At 71.4% G+C, this 16,873-nt stretch carries 16 protein-coding genes; 7 read left to right on the forward strand and 9 right to left on the reverse strand.

What is annotated here, in order from left to right:
• Positions 1–34: 34 nt before the first annotated feature.
• The 5 genes from ACFV9T_RS17525 to miaA form a co-directional block, all read right to left on the reverse strand.
• Entirely contained in the window at positions 35–1,594 is a 1,560-nt protein-coding gene (locus ACFV9T_RS17525) for a M1 family metallopeptidase (protein WP_385441076.1), read from the reverse strand.
• A 111-nt stretch (positions 1,595–1,705) separates the two neighbouring features.
• On the reverse strand, positions 1,706–3,910 hold the full coding sequence (locus ACFV9T_RS17530) for a RelA/SpoT family protein (RefSeq protein WP_385441077.1): 2,205 nt from the start codon (positions 3,908–3,910) through the stop codon (positions 1,706–1,708).
• Between the two features lie 137 nt (positions 3,911–4,047).
• The gene (gene dapF, locus ACFV9T_RS17535) at positions 4,048–4,983 is read right to left on the reverse strand and encodes a diaminopimelate epimerase (protein WP_385441078.1); all 936 of its coding nucleotides are present in this window, start codon (positions 4,981–4,983) and stop codon (positions 4,048–4,050) included.
• A 74-nt stretch (positions 4,984–5,057) separates the two neighbouring features.
• Positions 5,058–5,558, reverse strand: a complete 501-nt coding sequence (locus ACFV9T_RS17540; protein ID WP_385441080.1) for a hypothetical protein — start codon at positions 5,556–5,558, stop codon at positions 5,058–5,060.
• Between the two features lie 106 nt (positions 5,559–5,664).
• Positions 5,665–6,603 carry a tRNA (adenosine(37)-N6)-dimethylallyltransferase MiaA gene (gene miaA / locus ACFV9T_RS17545; RefSeq protein WP_385441082.1) on the reverse strand — a complete coding sequence of 313 codons (939 nt, stop codon included), beginning with the start codon at positions 6,601–6,603 and terminating at the stop codon, positions 5,665–5,667.
• A 273-nt stretch (positions 6,604–6,876) separates the two neighbouring features.
• Here miaA and ACFV9T_RS17550 point away from each other — a divergent pair, with 273 nt between their 5' ends.
• Both ACFV9T_RS17550 and ACFV9T_RS17555 read left to right on the forward strand, forming a co-directional pair.
• Positions 6,877–7,032: a gliding motility protein gene (locus ACFV9T_RS17550; protein WP_385441084.1), complete on the forward strand. Its 156-nt coding sequence runs from the start codon at positions 6,877–6,879 to the stop codon at positions 7,030–7,032.
• Between the two features lie 25 nt (positions 7,033–7,057).
• Positions 7,058–7,318 carry an antitoxin gene (locus tag ACFV9T_RS17555; protein WP_385441086.1) on the forward strand — a complete coding sequence of 87 codons (261 nt, stop codon included), beginning with the start codon at positions 7,058–7,060 and terminating at the stop codon, positions 7,316–7,318.
• Between the two features lie 93 nt (positions 7,319–7,411).
• Here the strand turns inward: ACFV9T_RS17555 and ACFV9T_RS17560 are convergent, their stop codons facing one another.
• Positions 7,412–8,131 carry a class III extradiol dioxygenase subunit B-like domain-containing protein gene (locus tag ACFV9T_RS17560; RefSeq protein ID WP_385441088.1) on the reverse strand — a complete coding sequence of 240 codons (720 nt, stop codon included), beginning with the start codon at positions 8,129–8,131 and terminating at the stop codon, positions 7,412–7,414.
• Between the two features lie 113 nt (positions 8,132–8,244).
• Positions 8,245–9,735: a tRNA (N6-isopentenyl adenosine(37)-C2)-methylthiotransferase MiaB gene (miaB, locus tag ACFV9T_RS17565; RefSeq protein WP_385441089.1), complete on the reverse strand. Its 1,491-nt coding sequence runs from the start codon at positions 9,733–9,735 to the stop codon at positions 8,245–8,247.
• A 97-nt stretch (positions 9,736–9,832) separates the two neighbouring features.
• Between miaB and ACFV9T_RS17570 the strand changes: the two genes are divergently transcribed.
• Positions 9,833–10,822 carry a TAXI family TRAP transporter solute-binding subunit gene (locus ACFV9T_RS17570; RefSeq protein ID WP_385441091.1) on the forward strand — a complete coding sequence of 330 codons (990 nt, stop codon included), beginning with the start codon at positions 9,833–9,835 and terminating at the stop codon, positions 10,820–10,822.
• A gap of 21 nt (positions 10,823–10,843) precedes the next feature.
• On the opposite strand, the gene ACFV9T_RS17575 is transcribed toward ACFV9T_RS17570, so the two are convergent.
• On the reverse strand, positions 10,844–12,259 hold the full coding sequence (locus ACFV9T_RS17575; protein WP_385441093.1) for an ATP-binding protein: 1,416 nt from the start codon (positions 12,257–12,259) through the stop codon (positions 10,844–10,846).
• Positions 12,260–12,277: 18 nt separating this feature from the next.
• Entirely contained in the window at positions 12,278–12,994 is a 717-nt protein-coding gene (locus tag ACFV9T_RS17580; RefSeq protein ID WP_385441094.1) for a response regulator transcription factor, read from the reverse strand.
• Positions 12,995–13,290: 296 nt separating this feature from the next.
• Here ACFV9T_RS17580 and ACFV9T_RS17585 point away from each other — a divergent pair, with 296 nt between their 5' ends.
• From ACFV9T_RS17585 to ACFV9T_RS17600, 4 genes are all read left to right on the forward strand, one after another.
• Positions 13,291–14,067, forward strand: coding sequence for an amino acid ABC transporter ATP-binding protein (locus tag ACFV9T_RS17585; RefSeq protein ID WP_385441096.1), 777 nt, complete (start codon positions 13,291–13,293; stop codon positions 14,065–14,067).
• 99 nt (positions 14,068–14,166) lie between these two features.
• Positions 14,167–15,075, forward strand: a complete 909-nt coding sequence (locus ACFV9T_RS17590; protein WP_385441099.1) for a glutamate ABC transporter substrate-binding protein — start codon at positions 14,167–14,169, stop codon at positions 15,073–15,075.
• 84 nt (positions 15,076–15,159) lie between these two features.
• Positions 15,160–15,807: an amino acid ABC transporter permease gene (locus ACFV9T_RS17595; RefSeq protein ID WP_385441100.1), complete on the forward strand. Its 648-nt coding sequence runs from the start codon at positions 15,160–15,162 to the stop codon at positions 15,805–15,807.
• Positions 15,804–16,739 carry an amino acid ABC transporter permease gene (locus ACFV9T_RS17600; RefSeq protein ID WP_385441102.1) on the forward strand — a complete coding sequence of 312 codons (936 nt, stop codon included), beginning with the start codon at positions 15,804–15,806 and terminating at the stop codon, positions 16,737–16,739. The genes ACFV9T_RS17595 and ACFV9T_RS17600 overlap by 4 nt, the downstream gene beginning before the upstream one ends.
• Positions 16,740–16,873 lie beyond the last annotated feature (134 nt).

A 16,873-nucleotide genomic window follows, 5' to 3' on the forward strand; every position in this document is an offset into this window, starting at 1 on the left:
GACTCCTCGATGGTCGCACGCGGCGGCGGGGCCGTCACCCGTGTTTCGCGGTATGGCGCGCCGCCGGGCCATGGGTCGCGGGCTTGGCGCCAGGCTTCGCACCCGGCTTGGCGCCCTGCTTCGCGCCCGGCCTCGCGTCCGGCACCGGGTCGGGCTTCCAGCCGGGGTGCCCGGGCATCTTCGGCGTCTTCTCCCCGTACAGCCACGCGCGCAGGAAGCCCGTCAGGTCACGGCCCGCCACCTCCGAGGCCAGCCGGATGAAGTCGGCGGTCGAGGCCACGCCGTCACGGTGGCGGACCACCCACTGCCGCTCCAGCCGCTCGAAGTCCGCCCGGCCGATCCGCTGCCGCAGCGCGTACAGGATCAGCGCGCTGCCGTCGTAGACGATCGGCCGGAACAGCCCGATCTGCTTGCCGGGTGCGGCGGGCCTGGGGGCGGCCGGTGGCCCTCCTTCGGCGCGCCAGGCGTCGGACTGCTCGTAGGCCAGCCGCATCCGCCGCTCCAGGCTCGCCTTGCCGTACTGCTCCGCGTACAGCGCCTCGTACCAGGTGGCGTGGCCTTCGTTGAGCCACAGATCGGACCAGCGGCGCGGGCTGACGCTGTCGCCGAACCATTGGTGCGCCAGTTCGTGCAGCATGATCGACTCCACGTACCACCGCGGGAACTCGTCGCCGATGAAGAGACCGCGTTCGAAGAGCGAGAGCGTCTGGGTCTCCAGCTCGAAGCCCGTGGTGGCGTGGGAGATCAGCACACCGTAGTCCTCGAACGGGTACGGTCCGACCCGCTTCTCCATCCAGGCCAGCTGCCCCGGAGTGCGCGCGAGCCACTTCGCGAGCTTCTTGCGGTCCGCTACGGGCACCACGTCGCGCACCGGCAGCCCGTGCGGGCCGGTGCGGTGGAGCACGGCGGACCGGCCGATGGAGACCTGCGCCAGCTCGGTGGCCATGGGGTGGGCGAGGCGGTACGTCCAGGTGGTGCGCGCCCCTTCGTGGACGCGCCCGGTCCGAAGGCCGCCCGCGACGACCGTGAGGTTCTTCGGCGCGGTGACCCGGAAGATGAAGCGCGCCTTGTCGGACGGATGGTCGTTGCACGGGAAGACCCGGTGGGCGGCGTCGGCCTGGTTGGCCATGGCCAGCCCGTCCCGGGTGCGGACCCAGCCGCCTCCCGCGCCGTCCCCGGGGTCGCTGGTGTGCCGGACGGTGACCCGGAACCCGGCGCCCCGCGCGATCTTGGCGCGCGGGGTGATGACCAGGTCCTCGTGTGCGGTGGTGAACGCGGCGGGCGCGCCGTCGACGCTCACGGAGCGCACGGTGCCCTGGGTGAAGTCCAGGTTGATGGTGCGTAATCCGGTGGTGGCGCGGGCGTCGATGGTGGTGACGGCGTTCAGCGGCCGGTCCGCGCGGCGGTAGTCCAGGGCGATGTCGTACGCCGTGACGTCATAGCCGGGGTTGCCGAGCCGCGGGTAGAGCGGGTCGCCGATGCCGAGCGCCCGCGGGCCCGTGGCGCTCACCGGCAAGGCGGCGGAGGACGGGCCGACCGAGGCGAGGACGGCGGCCAGGGCGACGGCCACGAGGGCGGTCCTGCGGCGCCCCATCGGCGGAAGGGGACCGGGAGGGCGGGGGCCCGGAGAATGCGTCATGCCTTACGGCTATCAGCGCCCGGGCGGGGGCGCAGTCCCACCCGGGCCCGATCCACCCGAAGGAGTTCAGGAACGGGCGGTCGCCACTCGGCGGCCCTCCCGGGTCACGTCGTAGACGCCGGGAACGTCGCGCATGGCCCGCATCAGCGTCGGCAGCCGCCCCGCGTCGGACAGCTGGAGCGTGTACGTATGGCGGACCCGCTGCTCACGCGGCGGTTCGACGGCGGCGGCGACCACCTCGGCGCCCTCCGCGGCGATAGCCTCGGTGAGGTCCGCGAGCAGATGGGGCCTGCTGAACGCCTCCGCGAAGAGGGTGACCCGGTAGTCGCCCCCGTCCCCGTCGTCCTCCTCCGACCAGCGCACCCCGACCCGCTCCCGCCCGGCGGCGGTCATCCGCGCCACGGCGGGGCACCGCTCGCGGTGGACGGTGACGGCGCCGCCGCGCACCGCGAAGCCGGTGATGGCGTCCGGCGGTACGGGGGTGCAGCACCGGGCCAGCCGTACGATCACGCCGGGCAGGTCGACGACGATGCCCGCCTCCGGGCGGCCCGCGGGGACCCCGGGCAGCGCGGCGGTGCCCTCGTCGCCCGCGTCTTCCGGATCGACATCGTCCGGATCGGCCTCGTCCGGATCCTCGGGGCCGTGCAGATGCTCGGCGCCGGGCGCCTGGCCCTGCGGCGGCTCGTGCGCCGGGTCGGCCGGGTGGGCGGCCAGCCAGCGGTTGATGGCGATGCGCGCGGCCGGGGTACGGGCGTGGTCGAGCCATTCCGGCGAGGGCCCGGACGAGGCCGCGTCCCCCGTCATCAGCAGCTGGAGCGTGTCACCGTCGCACAGCACGGTGCTGAGCGTCGCGATCCGCCCGTTGACCCGGGCCCCGATACAGGAGTGGGCGTCCTCGCCGTACTGGGCGTACGCGGCGTCCACGCAGCTCGCGCCCGCGGGCAGGCCCAGGGTGCCGCCGTCGGACCGGAAGACCGTGATCTCCCGGTCCTGGGCGAGGTCGTCGCGCAGCGCGGTCCAGAAGATGTCGGGGTCGGGGGTGGCGCTCTGCCATTCGAGCAGCCGGGACAGCCAGCCGGGGCGGGTGGGGTCGGCCCGCTCGCCCTCGGGCGCGGTGGCCGTCTCGGTCGGGGCGTACGGATTGCCGAGGGCGATCACCCCGGCCTCGGCGACCCGGTGCATCTGGTGCGTGCGGATGAGGACTTCGGCGACCTCACCGGTGCGCCCGGCCACGGCCGTGTGCAGCGACTGGTACAGGTTGAACTTGGGGACGGCGATGAAGTCCTTGAACTCCGAGATCACCGGGGTGAAACAGGTGTGCAGCTCGCCGAGGACCGCGTAACAGTCCGCGTCGTCGGCGACGAGGACCAGAAGCCGCCCGAGGTCGGATCCGGTCAGCTCGCCACGCTTGATCCCGGCGCGGTGGACAGAGACGAAGTGCCGTGGGCGCACCAGGACTTCGGCGGTGATGCCCGCCTCCTGCAGCACGGCCCGTACGTCCCCGGCGGCGCGGGTGAGCGGGTCGGGGCGGTCCGCGTGGGACTGGAGCAGCTCCCGGGTGCGGGTGTACTCCTCGGGGTGGAGGATCGCGAAGACCAGGTCCTCCAGCTCGGTCTTGAGCGCCTGCACGCCGAGCCGTTCGGCCAGCGGGATCAGGACGTCGCGGGTGACCTTGGCGATGCGGGCCTGTTTCTCGGGGCGCATCACGCCGAGGGTGCGCATGTTGTGCAGCCGGTCGGCGAGCTTGATCGACATCACCCGGACGTCGTTGCCGGTGGCCACGAGCATCTTGCGGAACGTCTCGGGCTCGGCCGCCGCCCCGTAGTCGACCTTCTCCAACTTGGTGACGCCGTCGACGAGATAGCGCACCTCCTCGCCGAACTGCTCCCCCACCTGGTCGAGCGTCACCTCGGTGTCCTCGACCGTGTCGTGGAGCAGAGACGCCGTCAACGTGGTGGTCTCGGCGCCCAGTTCGGCGAGGATGAGCGTGACGGCCAGCGGATGGGTGATGTACGGCTCACCGCTCTTGCGCATCTGGCCGCGGTGGGAGGACTCGGCGAGGACGTACGCCTGGCGCAGCACGTCCAGATCGGCGCCCGGGTGGTACGCGCGGTGCACCTTCGCGACGTGTTCGATCGCGTCCGGCAGCCGGTCCCGGGATGCCGGTCCCTGCAGCGCGGCCCGGCCGAATCTGCGGATATTGCGCAGGTCGATGCGGGGGAGGCCGCGCCTGCGGCCGAGAGCGGCTTGATCTGGAGCCTCTGCGCTCATGGGCACCTCCGGCGGCGTCGAGCGTCAACCGGCGTGGGCACTCCCCCGGGGCCGGTGCTTGATGCTATCGAGCCCACCACGCACGGCTGACCGGCTCTCGCCCAGAGTGAAACGGATCACCCATGAGAGGGACGAGTTCAGTCGAGGGCCGCGTCCAGCCATACGGGATCAAGCTCCCCCTCGGCAACGATCACGGCAGGGCCCGTCATCTCCACCGTACCGTCCGGCCGCTCGCTGATCACAAGTCGCCCGCCCGGTACGTCCACCGTGTACGTGACGGGGTGCCCGGTGACGCCCGGATCGGCCCCGTCGCGGCGCGCGGCGGCCACCATGACGGCGCAGGCGCCGGTGCCGCAGGAACGGGTCTCGCCGGAGCCGCGCTCGTGCACGCGCAGCGCGACGTGCCGCGGGCCGCGGTCGACGACGAACTCGACGTTGACGCCGTCCGGGTACGCGGTGGCGGGGTGCACGGCGGGAGCCGTGAACAGGGTCCCGGCCTGGTCGAGGTCGTCGACGAAGGCGACCGCGTGCGGGTTGCCCATGTTCACGTTGCGGGCGGACCAGGTCCGGTCGCCGACCGTGACCGTGATGCCGCCGTCGGGGCCGGGCTCGGGCAGCGCGGCCTTGCCCATGCCGACGGTGATCGCGCCGCCGTCCGGGGCGCCCCCGGGCTCCCCGGCCGCCTTGGCGTCCCCGGCGGCCTTGGCGATGTGGACATGCCGCAGCCCGGCCCGGGTCGCGATCGTCAGGTCGCCCTCCTCGGCGAGCCCCGCCCGCTGCAGGTACCGGGCGAACACGCGGACGCCGTTCCCGCACATCTCGGCGACGCTGCCGTCGCCGTTGCGGTAGTCCATGAACCACTCGGCCTCGGCGGCCATCGCCCGCGCCTCAGGGTGCGCCGACGACCGCACGACGCGGATCAGCCCGTCGCCGCCGACACCGGCGCGGCGGTCGCAGATCCGGGCGACGGCGGCCGCGGACAGCTCCAGGTGACCGTCCAGGTCGGGGACGATGACGAAGTCGTTCTCAGTGCCGTGGCCCTTCAGGAACCGCAGCCGGGGCGCGTTGCTCATTCCTCGATCCTACGGGGGCTCGGCACAGCCCGTCGCTCCGTGCCGGGCGGGCCCGGGAGCACCGGGGACCCCTTCTAGCGCAGGCGGGCCACGCGCCAGATGGTGAGGGCCGCGAGCAGCACCACGATCACCACGTAGAGCACGACGAAACGCCAGTCCGGGCGGCGGCCGGAGCCCCGGGGCGGCAGGCCGGGCCAGGTGTAGCCCACCCGGCGGGCGGCCATCAGGCCCCAGCCCGCCGCGCAGCAGCTGAGCAGCAGGCCGAGCATGGCCACGACCGCGCCTCCGTCGCCGAACTCGAAGGCGAGCGGGAAGGCGAACATCAGCGAGCCGAGGATGGCGAGGCCGACGATCGGCGCGATCTGCCAGATCCGCATCCGGCGGGGCGGGCGCAGCTCGCGGAAGGACTCCCCGGAGCCCGCTTCGCCGGGCTCCCCCGCCTCGTCGAGAACCGGGTCCCCCAGCTCGGGGAGCGCGGGCACCTCGTCGGGGCCGTCCGGGGTCAGCGGCCCGGGCTCGCCGTGCGGCGAGTCCCGCGCTGCTGGCTGCGATGCGTTGCGAGGGCCGGCCTCCATCGCCACACGCCCTCCCCACTCCAGACACACGCACGATCGGAGCTCGATGATGGCATGCTCGCGGGGGCCTCGATGACGAGCGGAGCGTCCCGATGCCATCACGTGATCAGGCTGTGACCGCCCGTTCAACCAACGCGAGCGCGCTCGCCAGGAGTTCTTCCCGGTCCGCGGCCGCTCCGCTGAGCCAGTGGACCCTCGGATCGCGGCGGAACCAGGAGTCCTGGCGGCGCGCGAACCGCTTGGTGGCGCGCACGGTCTCGGCCCGGGCCTCGTCCTCCGTGCACTCTCCGGCGAGGGCGGCGAGCACCTGCTGGTAGCCGAGGGCTCGGGAGGCCGTACGTCCCTCCCGCAGCCCGGCCGCTTCGAGCCCCCTGACCTCGTCCACCAGGCCGGCCTCCCACATCCGGTCCACGCGCACGGTGATCCGCTCGTCCAGCTCGGGCCGCTCGACGTCCACGCCGATCTGGAGGGTGTCGTAGACGGCCTCGTGACCGGGGAGGTTGGCCGTGAAGGGGCGGCCGGTGATCTCTATGACCTCCAGCGCCCGCACCACCCGCCGCCCGTTGCTGGGCAGGATCGCCCGGCCCGCCTCGGGGTCGGCGGCCGCCAGCCGGGTGTGCAGGACTCCCGGGCCCAGCTCCGCCAGCTCGGCTTCGAGCCGGGCCCGCACGGCGGGGTCGGTGCCCGGGAAGTCGAGCGCGTCGATCGCGCCGCGGAGGTACAGACCGGAGCCGCCGACCAGGACCGGTGTACGGCCCTCGGCGAGCAGCCGGTCCATCTCGGCGCGGGCCAGTCGCTGGTATTCGGCGACGCTGGCCGTCTGGGTGACGTCCCAGATGCCGAGCAGACGGTGGGGCACCCCCTGCCGCTCCTCCTCCGTCAGTTTGGCGGTGCCGATGTCCATGCCCCGGTAGAGCTGCATGGAGTCGGCGTTGACGACCTCGCCGTCGAGGTGCCGGGCGAGCGCGACGCCCAGATCGGACTTACCGGCCGCGGTGGGGCCGACGACGGCGATGACTCGCGGCGGATGGCCTGCTGTATTCACCCGCCCAGTCTCGCAAACCCCCGGGGGCCTCCTCGAACGAGCGACGTGACGGGGGACGGCCGTGTTCGTTGCCTGTTGCGAGGTTCCGAGGACCGGTTCGGGGGACCGGTGCCCGCGAGCGGCGCAATGGGACGCTCCGAGCGGCACGGGATTTCGCCCACACGAGTAGGCTATGGAGTAGATATGGGCGTGTTTTCCAGGTTTCGTCGTGCGTCGAAGGAGACGAGCCGTCCGTCCGAAGCAGCGCCATCCGAGCAGTCCGCGGCCGACGCCGTGACAGCGGCACCGGCCCCCGGGGCCTCCGCCGAGGCGGAGCCGGAGCGGAGCGAGGAGGGGGCCGCGACGGGAGAGGGGACGGCAGCCATCCCGAAGCAGCAGTCCGCGGCCGAGACGGCCGACAGCGAGGCCGGTGAGGGCGCCCGCACATAAGGGATCCGATGAGGGAAGGTGGCCCATGGGCCTGCTGGACAATCTCAAGGCCAAGGCCGGTGTCATGAAGGACCGGGCCGGCAGCTTCGCGCAGCAGCACGAGGCCAAGATCGAGCGGGGTCTCGACAAGGCAGCCAAGACGGTCGACACCAGGACCAAGGGCAAGTACAGCGCAAGGATCGAGACTGGCACGGGCAAGGCGAAGGGCGCCCTCAACCGCCTCTCCCACCGGAACGAGGACCGCGGCGGGAACGAGCGCAAGGACCAGGGCGGCGACAGCGCCTGACCCCCGCCGCTACGCGGCCGCGGAGCGGATGCCTCGCGGCCGCGGCGGTCCTGTGCCCGCGCCCCACCGCGCCCGCGGTGCGCGATGCCCGCGCTACGCCCAGCGGGCCACGAAATACCCCACGCCGTATGGCGCTTCGTCATACCGCAACTCCCCCTTCAGCCCCGCCCCTTCGGCCGCTCCCGCGAGCACCTGCAGCGGTGCGCGGCCAGCCGCCTTCAGCTCGTAGGCCAGCTGCTCGTCGAGCGCCGCGAGGGCCGCGGTGTCGGCCGCCGCCAGCGCACGCGCCAGCTCGGCGTCGAACGCGGCGGCGCGCTCGTCGAGATAGCCCGGTGCCTTCAGCGTCCGGCACGCGCTGCCGTCGCCCATCACCAGCAGCGCGACCCGCTCCGCCGACGCGGCGAGCTTCCTTCCGACTTGGATACACCGCTCGGCCTCGAGAGGTTCCCCCACGCCCAGCCCCTCGACGGGAGAAACGTCCCACCCCGCGCGTTCCAGCAGCCAGGCGCCGACCGCCAGCGACGGCGGCAGCGGCCCGCCGACCGCGCCGCCCCCGGGCGCCGCGCCCCCGAGCCGTACCTCCACGTCCACGCCGAAGCCGCGGAACGATCCGGTGGCACCCTGCGCATGGGCCCCGCGCCCGGCCTGCTCCGCCGGTCCGGCCACGATCAGCCGCTCGGGCCGGGCCGCCGCCAGCGCCGCCACCGCGTCCAGGCAGGCCGCGCGCAGCCCGTCTAGCTCGGGGGCCGCTCCGGCGGCCACCTCGGGCACCAGCAGCGGCGGACAGGGACAGACGGCGGCGGCGATCAGCATGATCGCCAGCCTATCCGGCGGGGCGGACCCGCCGTCGCGGTCGGCCAGCGGCCGGACACTGGCCGGTCAGTGGCCGGTCTGAGGCCGGACAGTGGCGGATCAGCGGCCGGTCGTCAGTCGCAGCCGCAGCCCGTCGCGGGCGCTGGGGCAGGGGCGGGCGCGCCGATGGTGGGCAGCCCCAGCATCACGCCCGCGGGCTTCTTCTCCCCGGCCGTGTTCCGCCGCTCCCAGGCGTCGCCCGCGCGCGTGCGCCGGACGCCCCGGGCCGGGCCCTCGGCCAGCAGGTGGTGCGGCGCGGCGTACGTGATGTCGACGGTGACGACGTCACCGGGGCGCACCGGCTCCTCGGGCCGGGTGAAGTGCACCAGGCGGTTGTCGGGGGCGCGGCCGGACAGCCGCCGGGTGGCGTCGTCCTTGCGGCCCTCGCCCTCGGCGACGAGCACCTCCAGCGTCCGCCCCTCCTGCTTCTTGTTCTCCTCCCAGGAGATCTCCTCCTGGAGGGCGACCAGCCGCTCGTACCGCTCCTGGACGACCGCCTTCGGCAGCTGCCCGTCCATCTCGGCGGCGGGCGTCCCGGGCCGCTTGGAGTACTGGAAGGTGAACGCCTGGGCGAACCGCGCCTCGCGGACCACGTGCAGGGTCTGCTCGAAGTCCTCGTCCGTCTCGCCGGGGAAGCCGACGATGATGTCGGTCGAGATGGCGGCGTCCGGCATCGCGGCGCGCACCTTCTCGATGATGCCGAGGTAGCGCTCCTGCCGGTACGAGCGGCGCATCGCCTTCAGCACGGTGTCCGAACCGGACTGCAGCGGCATGTGCAACTGCGGCATCACGTTCTCCGTCTCCGCCATGGCGGCGATGACGTCGTCCGTGAAGTCACGCGGATGCGGCGAGGTGAACCGGACCCGCTCCAGCCCCTCCACGTTCCCGCAGGCCCGCAGCAGCTTGCTGAACGCCTCGCGGTCGCCGATGTCCGAGCCGTACGCGTTCACGTTCTGGCCGAGCAGGGTGATCTCGGTGACACCCTCGGCGACCAGTGCCTCCACCTCGGCGAGGATGTCGCCCGGGCGGCGGTCCTTCTCCTTGCCGCGCAGCGCCGGGACGATGCAGAACGTGCAGGTGTTGTTGCAGCCGACGGAGATGGAGACCCACGCGGCGTACGCGGACTCGCGCCGCGTCGGAAGGGTGGAGGGGAAGGCCTCCAGCGACTCGGCGATCTCGACCTGGGCCTCTTCCTGGACCCGGGCGCGCTCCAGCAGCACCGGCAGGCTGCCGATGTTGTGGGTGCCGAAGACGACGTCGACCCAGGGGGCCTTCTTGACGATGGTGTCCCGGTCCTTCTGGGCCAGGCACCCGCCCACGGCGATCTGCATGCCCGGGCGCCGCGCCTTGATCGGTGCGAGCCTGCCGAGATTGCCGTACAGCCGGTTGTCGGCGTTCTCCCGCACCGCGCAGGTGTTGAAGACGACGATGTCGGCCTCGCCCTCACCCGTACTTTCGGGCGCGCGGACATAACCGGCGCCTTCCAGCAGGCCGGACAGGCGCTCGGAGTCGTGGACGTTCATCTGGCACCCGTAGGTGCGCACCTCGTAAGTCTTCGCACTCATCTCAATCGACCAGGGTACGTGTTCGTCCCGCTCCCCCGCCCCTCCCTTCCCGGGACCCCTCTCCCTTCCTGGGACGGGGCCTGGCAGGATCCTGCCCATGGCCGTCCACCTTCCGCGCCCGGACCGGCGCCGCGCCCTGCAGTCCGCCGCGGCGGGCGTGGTCGTGCTCGCGCTGCTGCTGTGGTGGCTCCTGCCGGTCGGCGGCGGAGAGAAGCCCCGGGGGAAGGTGACCTTCGCGACGGGGGTCTCCACCGGCGTCTACCAGACCTACGGCGAAATGCTGAGGCGGGACCTGTCCCGGGACCTGCCCGATGTGGACGTCACGCTTCAGGAGACCCGGGGGTCGCCCGACAACGTGGAGCGGCTGGCCCGGGGCCGGGCCACCTTCGCCATCGCCGCCACCGACGCCGTCGCCGCCTACCACGGCAAGGACGCCGGGCGGCTGCGCGCCTGCGCGCGGCTGTACGACGACTACATGCAGCTGATCGTGCCGCGCGGCTCGAAGGTGCGCTCGGCGCGGGATCTGCGCGGCCTGCGGGTCGGCGTCGGGGACGACGGCTCGGGCGTACAGCTGATCACTCGGGGGCTGCTCAAGGCCGCCGGGCTCGGCTTCGACAAGGACATCACGGCCGTGCGCTCCGGTATCGACACGATGCCGAAGCTGCTGCGGAAGGGGAAGCTGGACGCCTTCTTCTGGTCCGGCGGGCTGCCGACCACCGCGGTGCGCACCCTGGCCCGGATGTATCCGATCCGGCTCGTCCAGCTCGGCGACCTCACCGGCCCGCTGCACCGGCAGGGCGGGGTGACGCGCTACTACCGGGCGGCGACCGTGCCCGCCGACGCGTATCAGGAGATGCGCCAGCCAGATGACGTCAAGACGATCGCGGTACCGAATCTCCTGGTCACCACGGACCGGGTGGACCCGGAGCTGGCGAAGGGCGTCACCCGCACGGTGATAGAGAACCGGGACCGCATCGGGGCGAAGGTGCACGCCGCGCAGAAGGTGGACCTGCGGACGGCCGTCTTCACCGATCCGCTGCCGCTGCACAAGGGCGCGGCGCGCTACTACCGCTCCGAGAAGCCGTAAGACTCCGGGACAGCACGCGGCTCACTGCGGCTTGCCGCGCGGCAGGGTGATGGTGACGCGCAGCCCGCGGGGCTCGTTGGGCGCGTAGTCCATGGTGGCGCCGCCCGCCGTGAGCAGGGCGTGGGAGATGGACAGGCCCAGCCCGGAACCCGAGACGTTCTGGTGCCGGTTGCTGCGCCAGAAGCGGTCACCGACCCGGGACAGCTCCTCCTCGGTGAGGCCGGGGCCGCCGTCTGAGACGGTCAGGGCGATGGTCTCGCCCTCGGCCCGCGCCGAGACCTCGACGTGCGACCCCTGGGGCGTGAACTTCAGCGCGTTGTCGACGATCGCGTCCAGAGCGCTGGACAGGGCCACCGGATCGGCCCAGCCGGTGATGGCCGAAGGGCCCGTATAGGCCAGGCCGACCTCCTCGCGCCCGGCGACCGGAAGCCAGGCGTCCACCCGGTCGGCGGCCAGTTCGGCGATATCGGTGAGCCGCAGGTCGGCCGCGGTGTGCTCGGCCAGGGCCAGGTCGAGGAGATCGTCCAGGACACGGGCCAGGCGCTTGCCCTCGGTACGTACCGAGGCGATCTCCTCATGGCCGTCCGGCAGTTCCAGCGCCAGCAGCTCGATGCGCAGCAACAGCGCGGAGAGCGGGTTGCGCAGCTGGTGGGAGGCGTCGGCGACGAAGGCCCGCTGCTGTTCCAGGACTTCCTCGACGTTGTCGGCCATCTCGTTGAACGAGCGGGCCAGCCGGCGCAGCTCCGGCGGGCCCGAGGCGGCCGCGACCCGCGACTGCATGCGCCCGGTCGCGATGTCGTGCGTGGCGGTGTCCAGGATGCGTACGGGCCGCAGCACCCAGCCGGTGAGCCGGATCGCGGCCCCCACCGCGAGCAGCATCGCGGCGCACTCCCCACCCGCGATGACCAGCCAGCCGTGCAGGATGCGCGAGCGCATCCGGCCGGTGGGCGAGTCGGTCACCACGACGGCCACCACGTCCCCGTCCCGTACGACGGGGGAGGCGACCGTGAGCCTGCCCTGCTGCCAGGGCCACACCTGCGGCGGATCGTGGCTGCGGCGCCCGGCCAGGGCCTCGTCGAAGGCCTCTGCGCCGTGCCCGCTCCGGGGCAGCCGCCAGTCGGCGGGCGCCTTGGCCATCCGCAGGCCGTCCCGGTAGAACACCCCGGCCCGGATGCCGTACAGATCGTGGTAGCGCGCGAGTTCCGAACTCAGCGTATTGAGCCGTTCGTTGCCCCCCTCGCCCTCCTCCTCCGCCACGGCCGTCGGCCCCGCGGTGACGAACTGGGCGAGCGCGGCGAAGCGGGCGGTGTCGTCGATCCGGTCGACGACCACGCGCTGCTGCTCACGGGCGGCCAGGCTCCCGGCGAGCGGGAAGCCGAGCGCCAGCAGGACGCCCGCCATGAGGACGATGAGCAGCGGGAGGAGGCGAGTGCGCACGCGTAAGGCCCTGGCCGCTCAGCCGACCGGGGCGACGAGACGGTAGCCCACGCCACGCACCGTCTCGATCAGGGCAGGCATGTGCAGCTTGGAGCGGAGCGAGGCGATGTGCACCTCCAGGGTGCGCCCGGTCCCCTCCCAACTGGTGCGCCACACCTCGCTGATGATCTGCTCACGGCGGAAGACCACGCCGGGGCGCTGGGCGAGCAGCGCGAGCAGGTCGAACTCCTTGCGGGTGAGCGAGATCGTCGCGCCGTCGACCGAGACCTGGCGGGTGGGCAGTTCGATGGTGACCGGGCCGAGCCGCAGCGGCGGCTGCGGGCCTTCTCCGCTCTCTTCAGTACCCGCCCCGGCACCGGAGTCGGAGGGGAGCGTACGCCTGCTGACGGCGTGGATACGGGCGAGCAGCTCCATGGTGTCGTACGGCTTGACCACGTAGTCGTCCGCACCGAGGTTGAGCCCGTGTATGCGGGACCGTACGTCGGAACGCGCGGTCACCATGATCACGGGTGTCGCGGTGAGCTTGCGGATCCGTCCGCACACCTCGAAGCCGTCCTGGTCCGGCAGACCGAGGTCGAGGAGTACGACGCCGAAGGGCGCGCCCGCGCCGGGCAGCAGTGCCCGTAGCGCCTCCTCGCCGCTGCGGGCGTGGGTGACGTCGAAGCCATGCCGGGACAGCACCGCGGACAGGGCCGCGGCGACATGGTTGTCATCCTCGACGAGCAGCAGCCTCACCAGCCCCTCCTCCACCTTCCACCTCATGGGTTACGCGACTCAGGTGCGCGCGGCCCGAACGTGACCGAAGACACGGCCCCAGGGAATCCACTCCGATCCACGCGCGGGCGTCAAGACGCATACAGTCACAGGGAGGTTTCCGTTATGCAGCCGGTACGACGCCCTTAGGGCCCTTTACACAGTGTGCCGGGCCGAGGCCAGATCGTTATCCTCAATTTCCGCTCAGATGTAATGACGCTGATCGTGGCTGCTCATTAATGTCCTCCCAACCAAGGAGGACGGGAGCGGAAAGCCGAATGAGCGAAGTATCGGTGACCAAGGACGCCGCATCAGTGGCGAACGCGTTGGTCTCGCTGTCCGGAGTCAATAAGCACTTCGGCGCGCTGCATGTCCTCCAGGACATCGACCTGACCATATCCCGCGGTGAGGTGGTCGTCGTCATCGGGCCGTCGGGGTCCGGAAAGTCCACGCTGTGCCGCACGATCAACCGGCTGGAGACGATCGACGCCGGTTCCATCACGATCGACGGCAAGCCGCTGCCCCAGGAGGGCAGGGAGCTGGCCCGCCTTCGCGCGGACGTCGGAATGGTGTTCCAGTCCTTCAACCTCTTCGCGCACAAGACGGTGCTCGAGAACGTGATGCTGGGCCAGATCAAGGTCCGTAAGGCCGACAAGAAGGCCGCCGAGGACAAGGCCCGCAAGCTGCTCGACCGGGTGGGCGTCGGCGCCCAGGCGGACAAGTACCCCGCCCAGCTCTCCGGCGGCCAGCAGCAGCGCGTGGCGATCGCGCGGGCACTGGCCATGGACCCGAAGGTGATGCTCTTCGACGAGCCGACCTCGGCCCTCGACCCGGAGATGATCAACGAGGTGCTGGAGGTCATGCAGCAGCTCGCCCGGGACGGCATGACGATGGTCGTCGTCACCCACGAGATGGGCTTCGCGCGCTCCGCCGCGAACCGCGTGGTCTTCATGTCGGACGGCCGGATCGTCGAAGAGGCCGAGCCGGACCAGTTCTTCAACAACCCGCGCAGCGACCGGGCCAAGGACTTCCTCTCGAAGATCCTCCACCACTGAGCCGCTCAGCCAGTGAGTCAGTGAGCCCGCTTCGGCGCACCAAGTTTGCGATGACGTCAAGTCCGCGAAGACGTACGGAACCAAGGATGGGGCAGCACCATGAGGATGCGTAACACGGCAGCGGCCGCAGCGGTGGCACTCGCTCTGGCGGCGACCGCGACCGCCTGTGGCGGCGAGTCGGGCACAGCCGGCGACAAGCCGAAGGGCGGCGACGTCTTCGACGGCTCGTACACGGTCGCCAAGGACGTGAAGCTGGACTCGCCGACCCTGCAGGCGGCCCAGAAGCGCGGCAAGATCGTCATCGGCGCCAAGGCCGACCAGCCCTTCCTGGGTTTCGTGGACACCGCGGGCAAGCGCTCCGGCTTCGACATCGAGATCGCCAAGATGGTCGCCGCCGACCTGGGCTTCTCGGCCGACAAGATCACCTTCAAGACGGTCGACTCCAACGTCCGCGAGACCTCCATCTCCAAGGGCCAGGTCGACTACTACGTCGGCACCTACACGATCAACGACGAGCGCAAGAAGCAGGTCGGCTTCGCGGGCCCGTACTACCAGGCCGGCGCCGACCTGCTGGTCCGCAAGGACGAGAAGGGCATCACCGGCCCGGACAGCGTCAAGGGCAAGAAGGTCTGCTCGATCGTCGGCTCCACTCCGCTCCAGGAGATCAAGAAGGCGAAGTACGGCGCCAAGACCACCGAGCTGAGCAAGTACTCGCTGTGCGTCAAGCAGCTCCTCGACGGCCAGGTCGACGCGGTCACCACTGACGACGCGATCCTCAAGGGCTACGCGGCCCAGCGGCCGTCGAAGCTCAAGCTGGTCGAGAAGCCGTTCACCGAGGAGCCGTACGGCATCGGGATGAACAAGGACGACAAGGTGCTGCGCGACGCGATCACCGACTCGCTGGAGAAGCACATCAAGAACGGCGACTACAAGAAGGCGTACGTCGGCACGCTCGGCAAGTCGGGCTCCTCCTACGTCGCGCCGAAGACCCCGCTGCCCCGCTACTGAGCGGTCCGGCCCCCGGTCCCCCGTTCACCCGTGAAGCCGGTGCGCTCCGCACGCCGCTGACCCGACCGCTACCGCGGAGAATCGATGAACGTACTCCTCGATCATTTGCCCCAATTCCGTGAGGGGTTCCTCGGAACCCTCGCCCTCACGGCGGCCAGTGCGGCGCTCGCCCTCATCCTGGGCATCATCATGGCCGGCTTCCGGGTGTCCCCCATTCCGCCGCTGCGCGCCTTCGGCACGGCGTGGGTCACCCTGTTGCGCAACACCCCGCTGACCCTGCTGTTCCTGATCGCCTTCTTCGTGGTCCCGCAGATCTTGTTCCCGGGGACGAGTCCGTTCGTTCTCGCGATGCTGGCGCTGGGCTGCTACACGTCGTCCTTCGTCTGCGAGGCCGTGCGGTCCGGTATCAACACCGTGCCGCTCGGCCAGGCGGAGGCCGCCCGCAGCCTGGGCATGACCTTCACCCAGACGCTGCGGATGATCGTCCTCCCCCAGGCCACCCGGACCGTGATACCTCCCATGAGCAGTATCTTCATCGCTCTGACGAAGAACTCGGCCATCGCGGGCGCCTTCAGCAACACCGAACTGTTCAACGTCTCGAAGCTGCTCAGCGACAAGGGCTTCGCGATCGGGTGGATCTTCCTCTGGGTCGCCCTGTGCTACCTCGTCATCACCTTCACCATCAGCGGTGCCTTCCGACTGCTGGAGAGCCGTCTGGAGGTGGCCCGATGAGCGCGAGCGTCCTGTACGACGCGCCCGGCCCCAAGGCCCGTATCCGCAACCGCGTCTACTCGGTCATCGGCTCCCTCGCCGTTCTCGGACTGATCGTCTTCATCGTCCTGCGGCTGAACGCCAAGGGACAGTTCGCGCCGGAGATGTGGGACATCTTCAACAACGCCGGCGTGCGGACCAGCATCCGCGACGGCGTGCTCACCACCCTCCAGGTGTTCGCCGTGGCGGCGGTACTCTCGCTGGTCCTGGGGGTCGTGCTCGCGGTCGCCCGGCTCTCGGACCACCGGCCCATACGCTGGCTCGCGACCGGATTCATCGAACTGTTCCGGGCCATCCCGCTGCTGATCACCATCTACGTGCTGTGGGTGCTCTTCCTCACCTACCGGACCGACCTGGGCCTCACCGGTGACAGCACCGGCTTCTGGGCGCTGGTCATCGGACTGACCGTCTACAACGGCTCGGTGCAGGCCGAGGTGCTGCGTGCGGGCATCAACTCGGTGCCGCGCGGGCAGAGTGAGGCCGCCTACGCCCTCGGTATGAGCAAGACCCAGGTCATGACGACGGTCCTGATTCCGCAGGCCGTCCGGGCGATGCTGCCGACCATCATCAGCCAGCTCGTGGTGACCCTGAAGGACACCTCGCTCGGCTACGTCATCACCTACCAGGAGCTGCTGTTCCAGCTCCAGCAGCTCGCCAACAACATCGTCGTCAACGACGACAACCCCTTCGTGCCGGTGATCATCGTCGGGGGCACGATCTACATCGCGATGTGCCTGGCTCTCTCCGCCCTGGCCACGTGGATCGAACGGCGCGGCCGTCGCGCCAAGACCGGCATCCCGGTCGCGGACGCCGCCCAGCCGCTCGCGGCCGCCGACCCGCTCGAGACGGTGGACCCGTCCGCTCCGGACCAGCCTGCCGGTAAGACCGGCTGAGGCAAGCGGGTCCTGACGGGGGGGGGGGGGCCCGCCCCCCCCCCGCCCCCCCAGTCGCGCGGCCACCCCCGCCCGGGGAGGCGTTAATTTTTACCAACACCGGGTTAAAAAAGCCCGAATCCTACGAGACGGAC

Origin of the sequence: Streptomyces sp. NPDC059850 (assembly GCF_042731515.1) — a bacterium.
GTDB lineage: Bacteria > Actinomycetota > Actinomycetes > Streptomycetales > Streptomycetaceae > Streptomyces.

Coding starts and splice junctions, on each gene's coding strand:
- ACFV9T_RS17530 (WP_385441077.1), bottom strand. CDS start 3,910: ATGAGCGCAGAGGCTCCAGATCAAGCCGCTCTCGGCCGCAGGCGCGGC.
- ACFV9T_RS17590 (WP_385441099.1), top strand. CDS start 14,167: ATGAGGATGCGTAACACGGCAGCGGCCGCAGCGGTGGCACTCGCTCTG.
- ACFV9T_RS17540 (WP_385441080.1), bottom strand. CDS start 5,558: ATGGAGGCCGGCCCTCGCAACGCATCGCAGCCAGCAGCGCGGGACTCG.
- dapF (WP_385441078.1), bottom strand. CDS start 4,983: ATGAGCAACGCGCCCCGGCTGCGGTTCCTGAAGGGCCACGGCACTGAG.
- miaB (WP_385441089.1), bottom strand. CDS start 9,735: ATGAGTGCGAAGACTTACGAGGTGCGCACCTACGGGTGCCAGATGAAC.
- ACFV9T_RS17600 (WP_385441102.1), top strand. CDS start 15,804: ATGAGCGCGAGCGTCCTGTACGACGCGCCCGGCCCCAAGGCCCGTATC.
- ACFV9T_RS17560 (WP_385441088.1), bottom strand. CDS start 8,131: ATGCTGATCGCCGCCGCCGTCTGTCCCTGTCCGCCGCTGCTGGTGCCC.
- ACFV9T_RS17595 (WP_385441100.1), top strand. CDS start 15,160: ATGAACGTACTCCTCGATCATTTGCCCCAATTCCGTGAGGGGTTCCTC.
- ACFV9T_RS17525 (WP_385441076.1), bottom strand. CDS start 1,594: ATGGGGCGCCGCAGGACCGCCCTCGTGGCCGTCGCCCTGGCCGCCGTC.
- ACFV9T_RS17585 (WP_385441096.1), top strand. CDS start 13,291: ATGAGCGAAGTATCGGTGACCAAGGACGCCGCATCAGTGGCGAACGCG.
- ACFV9T_RS17555 (WP_385441086.1), top strand. CDS start 7,058: ATGGGCCTGCTGGACAATCTCAAGGCCAAGGCCGGTGTCATGAAGGAC.
- ACFV9T_RS17570 (WP_385441091.1), top strand. CDS start 9,833: ATGGCCGTCCACCTTCCGCGCCCGGACCGGCGCCGCGCCCTGCAGTCC.